Origin of the sequence: Shewanella benthica KT99, from assembly GCF_000172075.1 — a bacterium.
In the GTDB taxonomy this organism is placed as follows: Bacteria; Pseudomonadota; Gammaproteobacteria; order Enterobacterales; family Shewanellaceae; genus Shewanella; species Shewanella benthica_A.
In genome coordinates, this window is record NZ_ABIC01000014.1 from 35681 (window position 1) to 58110 (window position 22430).

16 protein-coding genes are annotated in these 22430 nt (G+C 46.0%); 9 read left to right on the forward strand and 7 right to left on the reverse strand.

Going from position 1 to position 22430, the window contains the following annotated elements:
* The first annotated feature begins 11 nt into the window (after window positions 1-11).
* Together KT99_RS08690 and KT99_RS08695 are read left to right on the forward strand one after the other, a co-directional pair.
* Complete coding sequence (locus KT99_RS08690; RefSeq protein ID WP_005499068.1) at window positions 12-578, forward strand: GNAT family N-acetyltransferase; 567 nt, start codon at window positions 12-14, stop codon at window positions 576-578.
* Between the two features lie 53 nt (window positions 579-631).
* A complete protein-coding gene (locus tag KT99_RS08695) occupies window positions 632-1144 on the forward strand; it encodes a hypothetical protein (RefSeq protein ID WP_005499069.1) in 513 nt (170 codons plus the stop codon).
* A gap of 214 nt (window positions 1145-1358) precedes the next feature.
* Here the strand turns inward: KT99_RS08695 and metK are convergent, their stop codons facing one another.
* A complete protein-coding gene (metK, locus tag KT99_RS08700; RefSeq protein ID WP_005499072.1) occupies window positions 1359-2513 on the reverse strand; it encodes a methionine adenosyltransferase in 1155 nt (384 codons plus the stop codon).
* 441 nt (window positions 2514-2954) lie between these two features.
* On the opposite strand from metK, the gene tkt reads away from it, so the two are divergent.
* The 6 genes from tkt to KT99_RS08730 all read left to right on the forward strand — a co-directional run bounded on the left by tkt (window position 2955) and on the right by KT99_RS08730 (window position 10886).
* Entirely contained in the window at window positions 2955-4949 is a 1995-nt protein-coding gene (tkt, locus tag KT99_RS08705; protein WP_005499073.1) for a transketolase, read from the forward strand.
* 336 nt (window positions 4950-5285) lie between these two features.
* On the forward strand, window positions 5286-6308 hold the full coding sequence (epd, locus tag KT99_RS08710; protein WP_005499075.1) for an erythrose-4-phosphate dehydrogenase: 1023 nt from the start codon (window positions 5286-5288) through the stop codon (window positions 6306-6308).
* Window positions 6309-6631: 323 nt separating this feature from the next.
* Window positions 6632-7807: a phosphoglycerate kinase gene (locus KT99_RS08715; protein ID WP_005499077.1), complete on the forward strand. Its 1176-nt coding sequence runs from the start codon at window positions 6632-6634 to the stop codon at window positions 7805-7807.
* Between the two features lie 230 nt (window positions 7808-8037).
* Entirely contained in the window at window positions 8038-9102 is a 1065-nt protein-coding gene (gene fba, locus KT99_RS08720; protein WP_005499079.1) for a class II fructose-bisphosphate aldolase, read from the forward strand.
* A gap of 217 nt (window positions 9103-9319) precedes the next feature.
* The gene (locus KT99_RS08725) at window positions 9320-10060 is read left to right on the forward strand and encodes a DUF481 domain-containing protein (RefSeq protein ID WP_040571775.1); all 741 of its coding nucleotides are present in this window, start codon (window positions 9320-9322) and stop codon (window positions 10058-10060) included.
* 244 nt (window positions 10061-10304) lie between these two features.
* Entirely contained in the window at window positions 10305-10886 is a 582-nt protein-coding gene (locus KT99_RS08730; RefSeq protein ID WP_005499083.1) for a helix-turn-helix domain-containing protein, read from the forward strand.
* An 85-nt stretch (window positions 10887-10971) separates the two neighbouring features.
* On the opposite strand, the gene KT99_RS21980 is transcribed toward KT99_RS08730, so the two are convergent.
* Window positions 10972-11118, reverse strand: a complete 147-nt coding sequence (locus KT99_RS21980; protein ID WP_005499084.1) for a hypothetical protein — start codon at window positions 11116-11118, stop codon at window positions 10972-10974.
* 334 nt (window positions 11119-11452) lie between these two features.
* Between KT99_RS21980 and KT99_RS08735 the strand changes: the two genes are divergently transcribed.
* On the forward strand, window positions 11453-12838 hold the full coding sequence (locus KT99_RS08735; protein WP_005499086.1) for a hypothetical protein: 1386 nt from the start codon (window positions 11453-11455) through the stop codon (window positions 12836-12838).
* 42 nt (window positions 12839-12880) lie between these two features.
* Here the strand turns inward: KT99_RS08735 and KT99_RS08740 are convergent, their stop codons facing one another.
* The 5 genes from KT99_RS08740 to srmB all read right to left on the reverse strand — a co-directional run bounded on the left by KT99_RS08740 (window position 12881) and on the right by srmB (window position 22399).
* A complete protein-coding gene (locus tag KT99_RS08740; protein WP_005499087.1) occupies window positions 12881-15097 on the reverse strand; it encodes a PAS domain-containing protein in 2217 nt (738 codons plus the stop codon).
* A 116-nt stretch (window positions 15098-15213) separates the two neighbouring features.
* Window positions 15214-15816, reverse strand: a complete 603-nt coding sequence (locus KT99_RS08745; protein WP_005499088.1) for a TatD family nuclease-associated radical SAM protein — start codon at window positions 15814-15816, stop codon at window positions 15214-15216.
* A 642-nt stretch (window positions 15817-16458) separates the two neighbouring features.
* Window positions 16459-19602 (reverse strand): efflux RND transporter permease subunit, encoded by a 3144-nt coding sequence (locus KT99_RS08755; protein WP_420038540.1) that lies wholly within the window; start codon window positions 19600-19602, stop codon window positions 16459-16461.
* Window positions 19603-19616: 14 nt separating this feature from the next.
* Window positions 19617-20837 carry an efflux RND transporter periplasmic adaptor subunit gene (locus KT99_RS08760; RefSeq protein WP_005499093.1) on the reverse strand — a complete coding sequence of 407 codons (1221 nt, stop codon included), beginning with the start codon at window positions 20835-20837 and terminating at the stop codon, window positions 19617-19619.
* A 329-nt stretch (window positions 20838-21166) separates the two neighbouring features.
* Complete coding sequence (srmB, locus tag KT99_RS08765) at window positions 21167-22399, reverse strand: ATP-dependent RNA helicase SrmB (RefSeq protein ID WP_040571791.1); 1233 nt, start codon at window positions 22397-22399, stop codon at window positions 21167-21169.
* Window positions 22400-22430 lie beyond the last annotated feature (31 nt).

Sequence of the window (22430 nt, forward strand, 5' to 3'; positions counted from 1 at the left end):
ATACCTGCACCATGAACATCAGACTAGCCCGTATGGGTGATCTCAAGCAGTTGGTAGAGCTCGAACGAATCCATCTTAATGACGAGCTCAGTGACGGAGCACAAGCTTACGCATTAGATGGGCAAGCTTTTGGGGAAGCCGAGTTGAGACAGCTGATTGACTCCCATTGGATCTGTGTTGCTGAGCGAAAACCTGACCGTCTCGATGGGCAAAACGGTGAGATAGTGGGTTATGTTATTGCGGGAGCCTGGTCGTTTTTTGAATCTTGGCCTGTGTACCGGCATATTCTTAAGAGATTAAAGGAGTTTAGTCTTGGCGGGGTTAAGTTAACCAAGAGTAATTCATGTCAATATGGTCCTATCTGGATTAAGAAAGAATATCGTGGCCAAGGTGTTTTTGAGGCTCTGGTCAGTGAGATAAAAACCCATGTACAAGCTCAATTCCCCTTTATGCTGACCTTTATCGCCGAAGATAATATGGCTTCATTTTCGGCACACACCCATAAAGCATCGATGCAGGTGTTGGATTTTTTTACCTTCGATGACAGAGACTATTATCTGTTAGCCCTATCTACTTGAGTAAATAAACAAAATTCAATCAGCTTGAATGAACCTCCACAGGTAATGTGATTATGAATTCTGCACCAGATAAACAAGTATTACAGCAAGTTCAAAGTTTACTCGCGCCCTATGCCAGAGAGTCGCTGTCGGCTTTCGATAATATGAAGTTAGTCATTGCTGTTATTGCTGCAGATGCGGAGAAGAGAGTCGATGATTCAATTAAACTTGAGTCTGGCATTGCCTATGAAGTGACTCTGTGTAGAGGTGATCACTCGGATATTGAAGGGGGTAAGGACGAGTTCAGTGAGCAATTTTACTGTGTGCAATGGCAAAATATTTGGATCAATTGTGGCCTCATCAATGATTACAGCGCGTCGATTCAGTTACTAACTCATGATGACAAGGTGCTGCACATTAAGCAGTCTGATACCTCTGATGACAAAAATGAACATGCCATTGGTAAAGGGACACTGGATATTATGCATATAGAGACGTCCTCATTGAGGCAAGTGAATGTGCCGCTATTATCGCTACAACAAGTTGAATTCATGTGTATGGAGTATGCGCATTTTGACCATTGCTAGATTTATAGACTCTAGTCACACTTGATTCTTACCGATTAAATGCTCTCCAATAGAGTGAAGTCCTTAAAAGGGCAAGGAGTACCAATTTTCCAAGGTTGCTTGCCATTGTCTCTCCAAAAATAGTGTTAGCAATAAAGACATTGGCAAAAGACATAAAAAAACCGCCTCTCGGCGGTTTTTAAGGTTTAACCCTCGTTAGACGGGTTAAACAAATTTATAGCTTAGCATCCTCTTTCAGTGCCTCGGCTTTATCGGTACGTTCCCAAGGGAACTCATTACGACCGAAGTGACCGTATGCCGCTGTAGCTTGATAGATTGGACGAGCCAGGTCTAGCATCTCGGTCAGGCCATAGGGGCGTAGGTCGAAGTGCTCACGTACCAAGGCTATCAAGCGCTCTTCAGATATCTTGCTAGTGCCGAAAGTTTCAATGCTGATAGAAGTTGGCTCGGCAACACCTATGGCGTAGGAAAGCTGCAGCTCACAGCGATCGGCAAGACCCGCAGCAACTATATTTTTAGCCACATAACGTGCCGCGTATGCCGCACTGCGATCGACTTTGGAAGGATCTTTACCCGAGAATGCACCGCCACCATGGCGAGCCATGCCGCCGTATGTGTCAACGATGATCTTACGACCCGTTAGGCCACAATCACCTACTGGGCCACCGATAACAAAACGGCCTGTTGGGTTGATGAAGTATTTAGTGTCTTTAGATAACCACTTAGCCGGTAATACTGGCTTGATGATGGTTTCCATCACACCTTCAATCAGGTCTGACTGGTTTACGCTGTCACAGTGTTGAGTCGAGAGTACGACGGCGTCGATACCTGCGATGCTGCCATCGTTATTATAAGCAAACGTTACCTGACTCTTCGCATCTGGACGTAACCAAGGCAGGGTCTTGTCTTTACGAACTTCGGATTGACGCTTCACCAGTGCGTGTGCATAAGTGATAGGCGCAGGCATGAGTACGTCGGTTTCGTTGTTGGCATAACCAAACATTAGCCCTTGGTCACCGGCTCCTTGCTCTTTAGGATCGCCGCGGTCAACACCTTGGTTGATGTCTGGAGACTGTTTACCAATGACATTTAATATAGCGCAAGAATCGGCATCGAAGCCCATATCAGAATGTGTGTAACCAATTTCACGTACAGTCTTACGGGTGATCTCTTCGATATCGACCCAAGCAGAAGTCGTGACTTCACCACCGACCATGACCATACCGGTCTTTACATAAGTTTCGCAGGCAACTCTAGCCTTAGGATCTTGCTCCAGGATTGCGTCCAATACCGCATCAGAAATCTGATCGGCGATTTTATCGGGATGCCCCTCTGAGACTGACTCGGAGGTAAACAGGTGCTGTGCCATGGTGATAAATCTCATTTTTAAAACAATTTGAATGTGTAGAAGTATCTACATCTAGACGTCTATATTAATTCAAAACGAGTCGACGATCACCCCCGTTGACTAATTATTAGCAGATATTGTGACATTGAATATGTGAAAGTAATTTGTTAGATAGTTATAAATCCTTAGTTATCAGCCTTATATATTCACTAGTGTCGATGAATTTAATTTAACTTAAAAGGAGGTAAAGGCGGCGTTTAGCGACCTTAGTGTTTCGCCGATGGCGGTTCATCCTGACGACTTACAGGGAAAATCATGATTTGGTGAATTATCGTTTGCGTCCGCCTGTTATGTGGGCGAAAATATGGCTCAAAATTTTGTAGTAGAACATCGACTCTTAATTTAAGTGCCAATTGATATGGCGCTCGATTATCTAGACCTCAAAACCAAGCAGGAGACAGCATGTCATCTCGTAAAGAACTCGCAAACGCTATCCGCGCATTAAGTATGGATGCCGTTCAAAAAGCCAATTCTGGTCACCCAGGTGCACCAATGGGAATGGCGGATATCGCTGAAGTGCTTTGGAATGACTTCCTTAAGCACAACCCTAATAACCCAGAGTGGGTTGATCGTGACCGTTTCGTTTTATCAAACGGCCATGGTTCTATGCTTATATACTCTTTGCTTCATCTGACAGGCTATGCACTGCCTATCGAAGAGCTTAAACAGTTCCGTCAGTTGCACTCTAAGACACCGGGTCACCCTGAATATGGCTACACTCCGGGTGTAGAAACGACCACAGGTCCACTCGGTGCTGGTATCAGTAACGCCGTAGGTATGGCTATCGCTGAGAAGACCTTAGCGGCTCAGTTCAACCAACCTGGCCACGACATAGTCGATCACTTCACCTATTGTTTCTTGGGTGACGGTTGTCTGATGGAAGGCATCTCGCACGAAGCCTGTTCTTTAGCGGGAACTTTAGGCCTTGGCAAGCTCATCATGTTTTGGGATGACAACGGCATCTCTATCGATGGTAACGTCGAAGGTTGGTTTACCGATGATACGCCAAAGCGTTTCGATGCTTACGGTTGGCATGTGATTGCTGGCGTTGATGGTCATGATAGCGATGCTATTCGCGCCGCCATCGCAGAAGCTAAGTCGGTTACCGACAAGCCGACCATGATCTGTTGCAAAACGGTTATCGGTTTCGGTTCTCCTAACAAGTCTGGTACGCATCACTGCCACGGCGCACCTCTGGGTGATGCCGAGATCGCAGCGACGCGTGAATTCCTCGGTTGGGAACACGGTCCTTTCGAAATCCCTGAAAATGTATACGCAGGTTGGGATGCTAAAGATGCTGGCGCGACTAACGAAGCCAGCTGGAATGACAAGTTTGCTGCTTATGAAGCTGCATTCCCTGAACTTGGTGCAGAATATAAGCGCCGCGTGATCACGGGTGACTTACCGGCAGATTTTGAAGAGAAGGCGCAAGCTTTCGTTCAAGAGTGTCAAGACAAGGCCGAAGGCATTGCCAGCCGTAAGGCATCACAAAATGCAATCGGTACATTCGCAGCTATGTTACCTGAAATGTTAGGCGGCTCTGCCGACCTTGCTGGCTCTAACCTGACTCTTTGGTCTGGTTCTAAAGGTATTCAAGACGACCCGGCCGGTAATTACATCTATTACGGTGTACGTGAATTCGGTATGAGCGGTATCATGAATGGTGCATCACTTCACGGTGGTTTCATCAACTATGGTGCAACTTTCATGATGTTTATGGAGTACGCACGTAACGCGGTACGCATGTCTGCGCTTATGGGTATCCAAAATATCTGGGTTTATACTCATGATTCTATCGGTCAAGGTGAAGATGGTCCGACTCACCAGCCAATAGAGCAACTTGCTAACTTGCGTATGACGCCCAACATGACAGTGTGGCGTCCATGTGATGCGGCAGAAACTGCGGTTTCGTGGAAGTCTGCTATTCAGCGTCGTGATGCTCCAACGTCACTCATCTTTAGTCGTCAGGGCCTTAAGGCTCAGGCGCGTACCGCAGAGCAGTTAGCTAACGTCGCTAAAGGTGGCTACACCTTAATCGATTGTGCTGGCACGCCTGACTTGATCTTGATTGCTACCGGTTCTGAAGTTCAACTGGCTGTCGATTCAGCAGCTGTACTCACAGAGCAAGGTAATAAGGTCCGTGTGGTCTCTATGCCTTCTACTAACGAATTCGATAAGCAAGATGCGGCTTACAGAGAGTCTGTACTGCCAAAGTCTGTGACTAAGCGTGTTGCTATCGAAGCGGCTCACGTTGATTTCTGGCACAAGTATGTCGGATTCGGCGGCGCTGTTGTGGGCATGAGCACCTTCGGTGAGTCGGCTCCGGGCGCAGACTTGTTGAAGCATTTTGGCTTCACCGTTGAAAATGTTGTCGCTACTGCGAACGAGCTGGGTTAATAGATCTGCTTTGCATCTCTATTGCAGCCACTTTGTGGCGTTAGCGAGTTTGTGGCGTTAGCGAGTTTGTGATTAAATTAACGGCTTACTTCATATGGCATATTTTGCCGTAAATATTGAGGTAGGCCGTTATTGATTCAACACAGTGATTTAGTCTATTTTTGATGTAAGAATTGCCAGTCTAATGGGTTGGCCATTTATCATGTTTCATTCGTTCGAGGAGTGAGCCATAATAAGTGATTTTTTGTTGGTGACATACTTGATGGCATACTTGAAGATAATGGTTATCAAGTATGATCAAGATTCTTAGCTTCTTTATAGGATGACAATCGCGAAATGATCAGAGTTGCAATCAATGGTTATGGCCGCATAGGCCGTTCAATTCTCCGTGCCGTTTATGAGTCAGGTAAGCGTGATCAGATCCAGATCGTCGCGATCAATGAACTGGCTAAACCTGAAGCAATTCTTCATCTCACTAAGTACGACACGACTCATGGACGTTTTCAGTTTCAAGTAGAACTGAGTGCGGATGAAAACTACCTGCATGTCTGTGATGATTTCATCAAGTTACTGCATCAAAGCGATGCCAGCAGGCTGCCGTGGGCGGAGCTGGATATCGATATCGTCTATGAGGCGACTGGCGTGTTATCCGATAGAATCAGCTGTGAGGCTCACATCCATGCGGGGGCCAAGCAGGTACTCATTAGCCATCCTTCATCGAGCGATGTAGATGCGACTATCGTCTATGGGGTGAATCATGAACTATTACGGGCTGAGCATACCGTGGTGTCTAATGCATCCTGTACCACAAATTGTATTGTGCCTGTCATCGAAGTGTTAGATAAACACTTCAGTGTGAAAAGCGGCGCAATCACCACCATACACTCGGCGATGAACGATCAACCGGTGATCGATGCCTATCATGACGATCTGCGGCGTACACGAGCCGCGGGTCAATCGATCATTCCTGTGGATACTAAGTTGGCTCGAGGCATAGAGCGAATACTCCCGCAAATGAAAGACAAGTTTGAAGCCATCTCGGTGAGAGTACCTACGATAAATGTCACCGCCATAGATGTGTCGGTAACTTTAGTTTCAAGAGTCGATATAAATCATGTAAATCAGGTGCTTCGAGATGCGGCTAAGGGACTCTATAAAGGTATTTTAGGCTATACTAATGAGCCTCTGGTGTCCTGTGACTTCAACCACGATCCAAGATCTAGCATAGTCGATGGCACTCAGACGCGAGTGAGCGCCGGTCATCTGGTTAAGTTACTGCTTTGGTGCGATAACGAATGGGGCTTTGCCAACCGTATGTTAGATACCAGCTTAGAGATGATTAAGGTGAGAAGAGCGTAGGCTGTAGGACTGGCTTTAGCCGGGAGCGGATTAACCTAGGAACCTCGGGGCTAAAGCACCCTCCTACAGACAAGAATAGGCGTAGCCGTCTGCGAAGCAATAGGCCGAAGGCCGTCGTCTTTGCTATTCAGCCGTTTACGTTTAGTTGTAGGACCGGCTTTAGCCGGGAGAGGATGGTTATGAACCTAGATTCTAGATTCTCGGGGCTAAAGCCCCTCTTACATATTTTTATCTGATGGCCCGGTGTTTCGTCCCGGCGGTCAGAGTGAATCGAATTGATTTATCCGTTTTTAACTTTAATTTTAACTTTTAAGGAAACACAAATGACGATTATTAATATGTCAGCATTGGATCTACAAGGTAAGCGTGTGCTTATTCGTGAAGATCTTAACGTACCTGTGAGTGATGGCGTTGTCACCAGTGATGCGCGTCTTAGGGCGGCATTACCGACGATTAAGCTTGCGCTGGAAAAAGGTGCTGCCGTGATGGTTATGTCACATCTGGGACGTCCTACGGAAGGCGAATTCAACGCTGAATTCTCCCTCAAACCTGTAGTCGATTACCTGACTAAGGCATTAGATTGTCCTGTGCGTCTGGTTAATGATTATCTCGATGGTGTCGAAGCAAACGTAGGCGAAGTGGTTGTATTTGAAAACGTACGCTTCAATGTCGGTGAGAAGACAAATGATGCAGCCTTAGCGAAGAAGCTTGCGGCTCTTTGTGATGTCTATGTGATGGATGCCTTTGGCACAGCACACAGAGCTCATGCTTCGACTCATGGTGTGGGTATGCATGCACCAATTGCCTGCGCGGGTCCACTACTTGCCAATGAACTTGCGGCTTTAGGTAAAGCACTGGACAACCCTGCTCGTCCTTTCGTGGCGATTGTAGGTGGTTCTAAAGTGTCGACTAAGCTCACGGTATTAGAGAGTCTGTCTGGCATAGTCGATCAACTCGTGGTCGGTGGTGGTATCGCCAATACCTTTATCGCTGCTGCTGGTCATGAAGTCGGTAAGTCTCTGTATGAGGCTAATCTTATCGACGAGGCTAAGCGTCTGGTTGCTAATGCTCAGAGTCGAGGCAGTGATATTCCAGTACCGACCGATGTGGTGGTAGCCAGCGAATTCAGCCCGACTGCAAGCGCGACGCTTAAAGATGTGAGTGAAGTGACCAAGGATGATATGATTTTCGATATTGGTCCCGACAGTGCAGCAGCCTTAGAAAAAATTATTGCCGGTGCCGGCACCATCGTTTGGAACGGCCCGGTAGGCGTATTCGAGTTCGATCAATTCGGTGAAGGTACTAAGCGTATCGCCCTGGCGATTGCCGAGTCAAAGGCGTTTTCTATCGCCGGTGGCGGCGATACGTTAGCGGCAGTGGATAAATATGATATCGCCGACAAAATCTCATATATCTCTACCGGTGGCGGTGCTTTCCTCGAGTTTCTCGAAGGAAAAGAACTTCCGGCCGTAGCTATGTTAGAATCTCGCGGAAAATAACCAACATAAACTGATTTAGAGTGAAATAGTGCTGTTAAAATTATAATTAACCTCTAAATCAGCGATAAAAAGAAACCGTGCTTTGGTTACATTCGATGCTGAGACTTAGGTCTGAGTATTGTGTTTGACCAAGGCATATAAAAATCAATCCAAGCGATAGTGACCTCGGTGACGCTACAATTTAAGTGCAAAAACTTAAGTCTAGTATCACCCTATTATTGGAGTAAAAAATGGCTTTAATTTCCCTACGACAACTGCTTGATCATGCTGCAGAACATGATTACGGCGTGCCAGCTTTTAACGTAAACAACCTTGAGCAGATGCGTGCCATCATGCAAGCTGCCGAAGCGACAGACAGTCCTGTGATTGTTCAGGCATCGGCTGGCGCACGTAAGTATGCTCGTCCTCAGTTTCTTAAGTATCTGATGGCTGCCGCTCTCGAGCAGTATCCTGACATTCCTGTGTGTATTCACCAAGATCATGGTACAGAACCAGATATCTGTCAGCGTTCTATTCAGCTTGGCATGTCATCTGTGATGATGGATGGCTCTTTGATGGCCGATGGCAAGACACCAGCATCATACGAGTACAACGTCGATGTCACGCGTAAGACTGTCGCTTTTGCTCATGCCTGTGGTGTGTCTGTAGAAGGTGAAATTGGTTGTCTGGGTAGCCTAGAGACAGGTGAAGCCGGTGAAGAAGATGGCATCGGTGCTGTGGGCATATTGACCATGGATCAGATGCTAACCACACCGGAAGAGGCGGCGCGTTTCGTCTCTGACACTCACGTCGATGCCTTAGCTATCGCTATCGGCACTAGCCATGGTGCGTATAAGTTTAGCCGCAAGCCTACCGGCGATGTGCTTCGTATCGATCGCATCAAGGAAATTCATGCCCGCATTCCTAACACTCACTTAGTGATGCACGGTTCTTCATCTGTGCCTCAGGAGTGGCTGAAGATCATCAATGAGTACGGCGGAGAGATCCCTGAGACTTATGGTGTGCCACTAGAAGAGATCGTCGAAGGCATTAAGCACGGTGTGCGTAAGGTCAATATCGATACCGATCTTCGCTTAGCATCAACCGGTGCTGTGCGTAAGTTCCTGGCCGAGAATCCAAGTGAATTTGATCCACGTAAATTCCTTAAGGCATCTATGGAAGCCATGGCTGATATCTGTACCACGCGTTATGAAGCATTTGGCGCCGCGGGCATGGGCTCTAAGATCAAGCCTAAGTCGCTGCAAGCCATGTATAAGGCGTACCAATCTGGTGAGTTAGATCCAAAGATTAAGTAAAGCTAAATAGAATATTTTTAAAATGCCCGCCACTCGCGGGCATTTTTGTATCTTGGTTTTGGCATAAACATAAATAAGATAAAAATACTGGCGATTGAACGGATTGGAGTATCTTTGTCTAAATGCATTAATGTGTATCACAGATTTTCAATTCTGTTTTGTGAGTGTTAATATTGCGCCGATTTTAAGGGATATGATCTTTCGGAGTAGAATTAAAATGAAAAAAATACTAATAGCGTCTGCTATTTTAATGGCGGCGCCTTTCGCTGCGCAAGCTGGTGCTGACTTTGTCGAAGGCGATAAGACCTTTGGCGGCGACGCTGAGCTAGGTGCGACCTTGACCACAGGTAATACGGAAACGACATCGATAAAAGGCCGTTTAGATATGAAGCACGAGTTTGGTAACTGGGAAAATCAGTACTTGCTCGAAGCGCTATATAAGGAAGATACGGGTGAAGTAACGGGTAAGCGTTATTTTGGTTTGATCCAGGGTGATTATCAGTTAACCAATACTCGCTATATATTTGTCAACGCAAACCATGAGATCGATCCTTTCACTGGTTTTGACTCTACCTCGACGGTTTCTTCTGGTTACGGTCATAAGTTTATCGATGATGGTAAGACTCTGTTTAATGTTGAAGTCGGTCCAGGTTATAAGTATAAACGCTTAGACACTGAGAGTGCTGCACTAGTGGGTTATGACTCCGAAGACAGCTGGGTTGCCCACGGGGTGGTGAACTTTGAAACTGATATAACCGAGAGTTCTAGGTTTAAGCAGATGTTTGTTGCCGATTTGGGTGAGACGTTTGAAGGTCGCTCTGAAACCTCGGTCACAGCAAATATTATTGGCGCTTTAGCCATGAAGTTTGCCGTTATTGTACGTTATAACGATTCGCCTCTCGCTGATAAAGAGAGTACAGATACTGAAACAAATATGACCTTACTTTACGCATTCTAAGCGTATTTGAAAATGATAAGCGTCATCATGGCGCTGGTTAACTTACCTTTCAGTCACTCCCTAACGTTAACTAAGTATTTACACTTGTGTTAACTTGTATCCACTCTTGTTCACTATTATCAACTAGTTATGTGATAATCGTCACGATTTCTTTCATTGGTTATAGATAGGTTATTGTGATCACTGACTAGAGTGATAGGAATAGATACAATGTTTGTCCGTAAGATAAATTAGGCCGCTAACTATGCAAATTGGTTGCTGCTGGTTTGATATAAAGCGAACCACACTATCAAATCAGCAAAATGAGACCAGCTGGAAAATGCCCTTGGTGGAGTTTGTTGTACTCGAACACTTAGCACGTTTCAGGGATCAGGTGTTATCAAAAGAGCAGCTGCTGCAACTATTACCACAAGAGCATAGAACACCGGCTAAATTACAAGAAGCGATCGATAGGCTCAGATTTTTTCTAGGCAAGCAATCTGCTCAGTTGTTAGAGGCTATAGATGATCAAGGTTTCATTCTGCATACTAGAATGAAGGCTTCCATAAATCATACTTTCTCTGGCCCCCTAGCGGGCATGACTAAGCAGAAGTATGGGCTCTTAATCGCACAGATTTTGCTATTGATTATCTTTATCCATTCAATTTCTGAACCTATAGAATCAATTAATCCGTTGAATAATCAGGAAATACACACGTCGTCAGGTATCGTATCTTATTACTCTGTGCCTAATGAAGGGGGAAGCCTTGCCGATATTGAGGATCTCTCTCGCTTTTTTATACCGCAGCTTGAGCGTTGCGACAGTGTACTCACTGTTGCAACCTAGTTTTGCTCAAAAATCGATTCCACCCCATATGTTTTCCATAATAGACTGGGCGAAACAGACTTTAGCATATTCAAAAACAGCGAGTTTACACCTCCACATTATAGATATGGATAGCGCTAAAGGTTATGCTGTCATTCAGTTTAATCTGGGTGATGGTATCTGGATCTGCGAGCTTGATTAATCGTGTTAGCTCAAACCTACTGAGCTGTGATGCATCAACAAGGGCCTTCAAGGTAAAGTCTCCTCATATTTCTAATAGGGTATTAATAAGCTTTTAGACTATACTTACGATCTAATATCTTATTAATTTTTAACTATTTTATCTAAATCCACCTCTTGTATTTTCTGCATGAGAAAGTGATAAAACCATGACTCTCAGTATGGCCTTTGTAGGCGAAAATGAGAAAAAATCGTGTTTTGCAGTACACAACACATTGCCATAGTAAATTGTTAATTCTATCCCTTGAGATAATCCCATGCTATTTGCCAAGATGAGTATGGTGACAGCGAGGGAACAGACTAAACCGATAAGGCATTATACTGAATTTAAAGGAAACTGGAGCTAAGTGTCGAAGATTAGAGTCAAGCAGGAAGAGTCGCTCTCTATTAAGTTTATTCATCAGATGAAGGTGGGGGATAACCGACGTTTGGATCTCTATTTCTTCTTGCCTAAAGAGATGGGAATAGGTCCTCAGAGCCTGAATGAAGAGGAGTACTATCATTCGGCAATCACAGGGCGTCGTTCATATTACTCCACTGGGCTGCACCTGCCTCTGGTACAGAGCCGTTTTGCCAGTCAGAAAAAACGTACGATAGAAGAATTTCGCCTCTACTTGAATCTATTTGCCTATCAATTTTCTGTTGCCATCGAGAACGATAGCAAGGAGCTAGCACAGATTGAAGAGCCAGAAAACTTCTTCAATTCTCTGCAAGATCTGTGTGACTTGGTGAGTCAACTGCTGAAGAAGTTTCGTCGTAATGAGCCGAGCGATCCCAAATGGAAATCCTATTTTGAAAATGCCGACAATTACCTCTCCTGGTTCTGTGAACAGCGTCTACTAAAACTCTTGTCCACAGCGCCGAGAAGTAGCGAGTACAGTGTGGTGTTAGATTCGGCTATTGCCCTGTGCCGGGCTGAGAACGAACATAGAGAAACTAAGCGGTATAATTCACAACAGACTAAGGATGATCCTAATCGCATCTCCAACAAGATGTTGCTGCTCAGACGTTTGATCCAGCAAGGTGTGGTATTAAAAGAGGAGATGAAAACTTTAGGCACAGGCCTTAAGAAGATGACTACCGGCTTTGCGACGGCCATGGTGATGTTAGTAGTGTCGGCGCTTATTATTAAGGCTCAGGGAGTCTTTAGCGGCTTAACCATAGCCTTAGTGTTAACTCTGGCTGTGATCTATGGTTTTCGTGAGATCTTTAAGGAAGACATTCGCAATGCACTCTGGCGCCTGATACAGAAGGGGAGGCCCAAGTGGAGCAGAATACTCAGAGATACCAATAGCCATGCACCAATAGCCAAACAGTTAGTTTGGTTAGACTTTATTAAAACTATCGAGTTACCGGATAAAGTCGCCGAAATTCTTAAACGACGTCATAGGCAAAATAAGCTCGATGCCGAAGTACTGCATTATGGTATTCATACCCGTGTGACCCAGAAAGAGTTTCTGGCTGGTTATACGTCGATACAAGAGCAGGTTAACTTTAGTTTAGCCCCATTCGCCCGTCATCTGGAGCGGGGTAAGGCGAAGATCTACAAGGAGCAGGAGGGTAAAATCAGCAATGATTCGGTGGAACGCCGTTATCAGATCAATCTGATCTTAGCGGTAAAAGACGGCAAAGACGCAGTGCAATATGCGCGTTATAAGATCACCATGAATCGCTCGACGATTATCGATATCAGCCAGAGTGAACTGCCCGAAGGCATAGCCGCGATAGAATAAGAGTCTAGCTCTTAGCTCTAGGTTTAGGATCTAGGCACTTTCTCAGCGCTGGCGCGTAAACGCCTGACAGATATTTTGCTCGCCTATTTGCTTAGCGCGTTTAAGTGCAACCTCGGCATTACTCAAGTACTGTTCGAGATTTTGCTCTGGTTGAAAAGACGCTATGCCCATACAAATGCCTTTGCCCAGCCCCATATCATTGAGACTCGCTAAAGACTTGATGGCGAAATAATGTGCCTGGTCTGCATCTGTATCCGGTAAGATGAAGATAAGCTTACCGAGTTGCCAGTGAGACATCTGGTAATTCGATGGCAGCTCTCTGAGGAGAAAAAGCTCAACTTCTTTCTGCCTGCTCTCAAGCAGCCCTATATCACTCATATGACTCAGCATACTCTCAGAGGTGATGTCCAACAGGAGTAGGCTGGAGCGATCTTTACTCGTGTGGTCTAATGAATCGAAGTAGCTTTCAAGATCTCTATAGTTGACTAAGATCGTTGAGCGATGAGGCTGCAGCACACCGGATTCATCATGGTTATTCTTGATGATCGCCTGTTCGAAGGTACAGACGATATAATCCAGCTCTCCGGACGCATCAATATGCCCCTTGAGTGTGGCTTGTAAGCAGGTGTTAGTACTCGATGAGGAACATAATACCTGACCTTTCCAGCTCCCCTGCAGCAATATTAGCTGAGAAATTTGCGACCACTTATTGCCTAAATCATCGGGTAAGGTGTCAATGATATTGCTACATTTAGTGTTTGACTGCATCTGCTGTTCGAATGCCGGGTTAGCACGAATGATCGTGCCGTCAGCCTGGATCAGGGCCGATGGCACGCCACTATTATTCAAGACTCTGCTCAGGTAGGCATCTTGCTGTGCGTGTTTGAGCTCACTGACATCTTCGAAGGTGATGACCAGATAGGCTTCCTGTTCATCTTTAGATACTTGGTTTTTTATATGGGCAATTAACTCGGCCTGTGTTTCTGCACCCATATCGAGGCAAAGTTCACCTTTCCACTCTTGCTTTTGCTGGATCTCAGTCACTATACGTGAATAGTCATCGTCCTCAAGTTGTAGAATTCTTTGTAGACTGCGATCGAGTAGCTGATCTTTAGGCAAGGATAACTGAGTTGCCGCCAATTCATTTGCCGAAATCACCCGATTGTTATGATTGACTATGATGCAGCCCACTTGTCGGTGGAAGAGGCGATTCGATAGCTCTATGCTGAACTGTCTCGATCTCTGCTCTAAACGATAAAAGTGGCTCAGCAGAATGAGCATAGAGGCTAACAGAGTCAGCATGAAAGCACAGCTCATGAGTATGGTGCGCCACTGGGAGAAATTGGCTGCAATATCATCATTGCGCACATAGGATACCAGAAAGTATTCTCTGCGGGTCTCGTATTGGGCCGTCAGCTCGATTTTTAGGTAGACGAAGGTGGCATTATCGCCATGAAACTGACCGAAATTACTCATGGCCATCTTACGCCATAGCGCTGGATAGCTTTGTTTCAGGCTGCCTCCCATAGTATCGGGAATACGTTTTAATGACGGACGGGAATCTGCACCTGCATAGAGCAAGCCCTGAGTATCTAACATCAATAGCGGCGATTGACCGCGGGAGTTGGCAGGCTGGATACTCTTCAGCATTTTAGACATAGAGCTATATGTCACCAAATAGCCTCGAACACTCTGATCGGGATTCTCGAGCCAGGCAAGTTGATACAGGTATGGCTCTAGCTTGCCATTGACCGGACTAAATTCCAGTGGAGAGGTGTAAATCTCGTTGCCACCCATGTTTCTCGAGCTGCCAAGCAGGGAAGGGAGTAGAGGTTCATGGCCGAAATTATCGCTGGTAGCGAATTTGAAGTTACCTTGGGGATCGAACAGGGCGATATCTAACAGCTCGGGAATATTACTGGTTATCACATCCCAGTGTTTCTCGAGCTTGTCTTGTCGAGGAATACTAGGCACATCTAAGTAGCGCTTGAGCAGTTCTGACTTGGCAAACATCTGCGTGCGAAATTGTTGGAAAGAGACCTTATCCGCGATCAAGCTGCCCACAGCCTGGAGCTCACTGTACCTCTGAGTCGCCCAGTCTTCCTGGAGCCTACGTTCGCCTAAGGTGATGGTGACGTTACTGAGTAATACCACGCTGATTATCAGAATGAAGATCTGTGTTGCCACCGACAATAGTCTTTGATTTGACCAATGAATATCTTGGGCTGGGATAAGAGGTGATAGTTTTGGCGTCAACATCTAAGGTGTTTTTGTTGTTGGTTTTATAGGAAGTCATATTAACATAAATCAAATTTGCGAACACTGCTGGTTACATGAATATAACCTCACTTTTGTCCATAGGATTAACGGAGCATTCAGCCGACGACACCTAAGCTTCGATGTTTAAATTCGGCGCCGCTCTGCTCTACCCAGATTCTACAAGCCGCAATATCGACCCCTTCCAGGCCCTCTATGGCCGAGACCTGTACAGAATCGATAGTATTGACTGCCAGTCGAATGAAGGCTTTAACACTATCATAGCTCCCCTTCAATTTTGGCTTACAGTGCAGCAGATAAGCAGTTTCATTATCTGCATTGAGTGAAATTGACAGGCTATCTACCCAAGGTGCCAGCTCAGGCAAGATATTGCGCCGGTGAAACAAGTTACCTAAACCATCGGTATTGACTCTGACCTGGCCGCCTCTGAGCTTAATCTCCTTTGCCACTGTTATTAAGGTCGCTAAATTAAGAGTGGGTTCGCCATAGCCACAGAAGACATATTCCTCATAGGCACTGACGTCACCAAGCTGAGGGATGATCTCTGCGGCTGTGGGCTGATGATCAAGGGCTAGCTGGTAATCATGAACCTGTTTACTGCCGTTATGCTTAGGGCAGAATTGGCAACGCAGCGTGCATCGACCGGTAATATTAAGGTAGCGACTATTACGAATATCGTAAACTAAGGTTGAACTGGTCATATGGGCCTTAGGAGAAAATTTTGGAGTCTCATTGTAGGGGAGTTAAGCGTTGTAGACTGATAAACGGATCACGTATGTAGCCTTCGACTTCGAGCTCAAGGTGGATTACTAGTGGTAAGCTGTAAGCTGTAAGCGATAAGTGATCAGCGATAAGTAAGAATCAACAGCTGGATGTTGAAATGAGCTCAGCTATCTGCAAGGCTTCACTTTTGATAAATCTAACGGGTTAGTGCGACTTCTAAAATTGTTCCCTGAACGAATAACTAATTTATTTTGATTGATTTTTAACTTGAACTCCCCTAACCAATCAATTTTTTTTATCAAGTGTAATTGATAAAATCCCAGTGGTTTTGGGCACTTGTAGAAGAGCGAGTGAGTAATGAGTCGTTAAAAAAGCGTTGAAACGCCACTTAATCGCAAAAATATCTCTGATTTTACTGTGATTCATCATCAGAAGGTAGAGTGCGAGAAATATCCCACCTAATTTTATAATGACTAATGCATCTCTGAGGTCATCCATAAACAGAGGGCTACGCCACTGTAGCCCAAACAAAGTACTTGAACTGAGAGTCTCCAGCAAAGGTACTAAGGTCAACAAGCTAATAATTATTAAGAGATTAATTCGCTGCACTGTTCACCTATTTAGTTACCTACTCTCGCAGAATCATCCTTTGGCTGCCACCACCAGTTGTAGAAGCGGCGGCTAGTGCGTTTGATATCATCCAATATGATATAGAGCAGAGGAATAAGAATCAGTGTCACTACCGTCGAGAAGACGATGCCAAATGCGAGTGATGTCGCCATAGGGATGACGATTTGTGCCTGTAGACTCTTCTCTAACAGAATTGGCACCAGACCGACGAAGGTGGTCATAGAAGTCAAGATGATAGCCCTGAATCGATAACATCCTGAGTCAATTGCAGCCTGAGTAATCGATTGACCTTGTGCTCTTGCCTTGTTGACGAAGTCGACCAAGATCAGTGAGTCATTCACGACTACGCCTGCCAAGGCGATAATACCGCACAGGCTTAAGATATTGAGCGTCAGTCCCAACAATAGGTGACCAAATAAGGCGCCAATGATGCCGAAGGGGATAACCGACATGATGATTAACGGTTGGCTGTATGACTTGAGCGGGACAGCCATCAGTGCGTAGATAGCAAATAGCGTAAAGAAGAAGCCCTGCAACAGACTTATCAAGGCACTCTGATCATCGGCGCTACTCCCATCCAGCGCTGTCGAGATGGCAGGGTACTTAGCTTCTAAATAAGGCAGGAAATCTTGCTGGATCTCTGCAACTATCTTGGATGGCTCGACCTTATTTTTATCTGCGCTAGCTACGATACTAATGGCTCGGCGACCGTCGACTCGGGTGATGGAGGAGTAAGAGTCACCCATTTCAATCTCAGCCACCGTCGAAAATGGCACCGAAATGCCTGCGGACGTGCGGATCATCATGTTTTCCAGATGGCCCACTGTGCGTCTCTGCTCAAGCGGATAGCGCACCATCACCTTTACTTCTTCCTTGTTACGCAAGATGCGCTGCACTTCATAACCATAGAAACCATATCGAACCTGGCTGGCCAGATCTGACAAGGTGAGTCCCTGAGCCTCTGCTTCTGGCTTGATCGTTAAGCGTATCTCATGGCTGCCTGATGAGAAGTTGTCTGAAATATCGTAGACACCTTCATAGGTTTTTAGTTTCTGTTTAAGCTCAGTAGCGGCCATTGACAGTTGTTCGAGATTGCTTGCGGTTAATATGAAAGAGATATCGCCGCCACCCTTATTGGTGCTGGCGTTAATATTCAATTTTTTCACGGCGATAAGCTCAGGCAGCTGTTCACGCCAGGCAGAGGCAATGGCGACACCATCGACCTCACGGTCTTCACTCTTAGTCAGCTCGGCAAAGATAAAGGCCGAGGTTCTCGAGCTCATGTCGATAAAGCTGTGCTTGACCACTTCGTAGCCATTTTCAGACTTCATCTTGTCATTCATGGCGTAGAGGGCTGCTTCGATCTCTTTGACTACCTTTAAGGTATTAGTTTCAGAGCTGCCTTCATCCATCTCTAAATGTACTTGAATAAAGTCGGACGGAAGATCAGGCATAGTGACCATGCGTATCTTACCGCTGACCACTAAGGCGATGGCTAAGATCAATACCCCGATAAAAATGGCGACGACGTTATATCTTTGCTTGATACAGCGTTCGAGAAAGTGGCGATATTTATGATGGATGAAATACTGAATTTTGTCGTTAAAGTTGGCCTTTAATAGTCCCATTTTGCCTAATTGTGACCTAGGTTTCTTGGGCTTCATGCGCGCGAGGTGAGCCGGAAGAATTAACTTAGACTCCACCAGAGAAAATATCAGGCAAAGGATCACTATCATGCCGATAGATTTCCAGATGATACCTTGGGGGCCGGATACCACCAGCATAGGCAGAAAAGCCACGATTGTGGTTAACACCCCAATCGTGGCAGGCATGGCCACCTTGTTGGCGCCTCTGACGACATTTTCTAGTGAATGACCGTGTTTCTCTATTTCTGTATAGACGCTTTCACCGATGACGATGGCATCGTCCACCACTATGCCCAGCACCAGAATAAAGGCGAACAGGGTAAGCAGGTTGATAGAGAGAGAAAAAGGCTCGACCGGCATCAACAACACGGCTCCGAGGAAACACACTGGTAGGCCCATCATGACCCAGAAGGCTAACTTGAGTTCCAGAAAGATGGCCAGAATAAGAAACACCAGTATGGCACCATAGAACATGTTAGATAACATCATGTTCAGGCGTCCTTTGAGATAATGAGTCAGATCACCCCAGGTATCTAGCTGAGCACCGGCTGGAAGTGTCATACGTCTCTCTTCGATATAGGCCTTTACCTGGGCCGAGATATCGAGGGCATTTTGATCGTCTATGCTGCTAACTTCAATAATCGCCGCAGGCTTGCCGTTGAAGCGGGTATATTCCAATCGTTCCTCGAAGCCATCCTTGATGGTGGCGACTTGCGACAACATGATACGGCTGCCGTCGGGACGGGTGCTGACGACTATTTTCTCAAAATCTTCACCCGTGTATGCCTGCCCCTTAGTACGTAGCAAGATGTCACCATCTTGGGCACGAATAGAGCCGCCGGGAAGGTCTATCGAAGAGTTCTGCACAGCTTGAGCGACCTGGACGAAATTTAGGCCGTATTCCCTAAGCTTGTCTTCAGACAGTTCAATGCTTATCTCATAGTCACGGACGCCAGTGACTTTTGCACGGGTAACCGCAGGTAGCGCGGTGATGTCTTCGCGAATGGACTTAGCTAACTCCTTCATATCATGCAGATTTATGTCGCCATAGACAGAGACCCAGATAACATTGTTCTCTGGTTTAATACGAAAAATATTTGGCTTTTCAATATTATCTGGAAAGGTAGAAATTGCGTCTATCGCAAGTTTGGCTTCATCGAGAATATCCTGAGGATCATAGTTATCTTCGACCTCTATGGTGACATTACCAAAGCCGTCACTGGCGACAGAGGTGACCTTTTTGATGCCATTGATATCTTGGATCGCCTCTTCAATCTTAATGTTAATCCCCTCCTCAATCTCTTGAGGTGCAGCGCCTGGGTAAGCCACAGATATCTGCAGGTAATTAAGCTCATAAGAGGGGAATATTTCCTTATTGACCAGGAAATAACTACTAAACAGGCCACCTAAAATTAAGAAGGCCATCAATAGGTTTGCGGCAACACTGTTTCGAGCAAACCAGGCAATTATGCCTTCTTGAGCAGCCACTTTTTGTACATCCATTAGTGTTCACCCGCGCTAGCGAGTCGCTGCTCCTTGGTCTCTGAATCTGGTGTGTCCGCACCGGTATCATTTTTCTGCATTTCACCGAGGATTTTAACGACCTGACCCGTTGACATATTATTGAGTTTAGTCAGTGAAATACGTTCTCCATCGAGCAGACTGTCCTTGATATATACACTGTCGATATCGGTTCTAACCACATTGACTTCGCGGATCTCGATGACATTGTCACTCGATACTACGGCCACATGACCGTTACGCACCAGGTGGCGGGGTAACTGTACAATACCGTCTACGGTGCGGCCTTTAATTACGGCGGTAACGAAACTGCCATATTTAAGAGGAAATTGACCCTCCTTACGGTTCTTTCTCAGGTAAGGATCTTTAATTTCAGCCACCAGATATACCATACGATTTTCAGCATCGATAACGCCTTCACTTCTTACAATCGTGCCAATCCAGGTGACATCTTTACCCGCTAATGATGCACTTAGAGTGACCAGGGTATTGGGGTTATCGACCGACTCCAGATAGGCGAGGTCATTATTTGTAACCGGTAAACGAATCTCGGCGATACGGGTATCGTAGAGTTCACCTAGGTTGGTGCCTAAGGTGACGTATTGGCCTAAGTCGACAATTCTTGACTTGATGATGCCATCGAAAGGCGCACGAATGATGGTTCTTTCAAGGTTACGTTGAGCGCGAGCCAGCGCTGCTTGTTGGAATTTAACATTGGCCTGTTCTTTTTTCAGCTGAGGCAGGCGTAATCCAAGCTCGGGTGGGATGCCGCCATCGAATCCTTGCCAATCGTTCTTGGCGACTTCGCCTCGGGCTACTTCTTCCTCCAGAGCCGCTTCGGCTTGAGCGAGAGAGGCCTGGGCCTGCATCAGGTCGGCTTCATAATCGGAAGGCTCGATGACGGCAAGTTTTTCGCCTTTTTTCACTACACCACCGGCGACAAAATTGGGGGCTATTGTCAGCATTCTCCCCTGAACTTCTGTTACTAGCAGTGTCTTGTTTTTTGGGGTGACGATACCGTATGAAGACAAGTTTAAAGACACGGTTTTTTGTTCGACACGGGTAACATCTATGATGGGCACTGGCACTTCATCTTCTTTCTGCTCGGGGGCTTCCTTGGTGCTGATGAGTAATGCTGCAGCCACACCGAAAACTAACAGAATCAATAGAGGAGAAGATCTTCTGAGGATTATTTTTATCATTATTTTCCCGCTTTTCCTAGCTGAAATTTTTCTATTAACTAAATTACCAGAGTATTAGGCTTGGATAAATCTGTTTTTGTAAAATAAAGATATCTAACATCCAGAAATCCTACAGAAAAGACGATGCTGCGCTGATGGGGCATAGGCCGATTATATTCGTTGTAGGACTGGCTTTAGCCGGGAGAGGATGAACTAAGAACCTATAAGCCTCGGGGCTAAAGCACCCTCCTACACAAGCACCCTCCTACAAAAAAATGTAAAAAAAAAGAGCCGCGGTTAGCGACTCTTTTTTTATTAATGAATAGGAATAAAGTGTGTAGATGAAAGACCTACTTCTTCTTCTTTTTCTTCTTATTTTTCTTGCTGAATGTTTTTGTTGCACCAGGCTTAACCTTGTTTTTCCCTGGTGGCCTAGCTTCCTTATTCTTAGGGCGCAGATCTTTGATGAATCTGCGTTTAAGGACCTGGTCTATATAGCGTTCAATCTTGCCGACAACGCGGATATCGTGAGCCTCGACCAGAGAGATAGCCGTGCCCTTGGCGCCTGCGCGGGCAGTACGTCCGATGCGGTGTACATAAGTATCTGCAGATCTTGGCATATCGAAGTTGATCACATGACTGATGTTATCTACGTCGATGCCGCGAGCGGCGACATCGGTGGCCAACAGGACACTGACTTCGCCTTTAGTGAAGCGACCCAAAGCCTGGAATCTCTGTTTTTGTTCCATGTCGCCACGCATAAAGCTACATGTTATCCCTTCTCTCTGTAGCAAGCCTTCCAAGCTTGCTACACCTTCTCGGGTCTTAACAAACACTATGGTACGTGTCACATCTTCCTGTCTGAGGATGTTACACAGCATGGCGAATTTATGTTCTTTATTGTCGGCAATATGGATCCATTGGTGGATTTTGGCTTTCTCGCTGCGCGGTGCTTCGGCCTCTACCTTAACTGGATCTGTCAGCAGCTGGTGTGAGAAACGTCCCACATCACTGCCCTCTAACGTTGCCGAGAATAGCATGGTCTGTTTACGACCAACGGATTCGATGGCTAAGGTCTCGACCGCGGCGGAGAATCCCATATCCAGCATTCTGTCGGCTTCATCGATGACAAACACTTCAACCTCTTCGGCATTGAAGTTGCCCTTGTCCAGATATTCCATCAAGCGGCCGGGAGTGGCGACTAAGATATCGACATTATTCTTTAGCGCTTCTTCTTGTGGGCCGTAGGGCATGCCGCCTGTTATGATGACAATATTGAGATCAAGACCTGTCGACAGATGCGAGGCATAGCGATGAATTTGGCTGGCAAGCTCACGGGTCGGTGTCAACACCAGGACTCGTGCCTGACCGCTGAAGCGACGAGGGAAGTCGATGATATGTTGGATCGCTGGCAGCAGGAAGCTGGCAGTTTTGCCTGTCCCTGTCGGTGCCCGAGCTAGTATGTCTTTCTGCTCCATCGCCAATGGAATGGTTTGTTGCTGTATCGTGGTGGGCTTTTTATGGCCCATGGCTTTTAATGACTCTAGTAAAATAGGGTCAAGCAGGAAGTCTTCAAATAGCATGCGCAGCGTTCTCAATAAATAATAGCTGCGC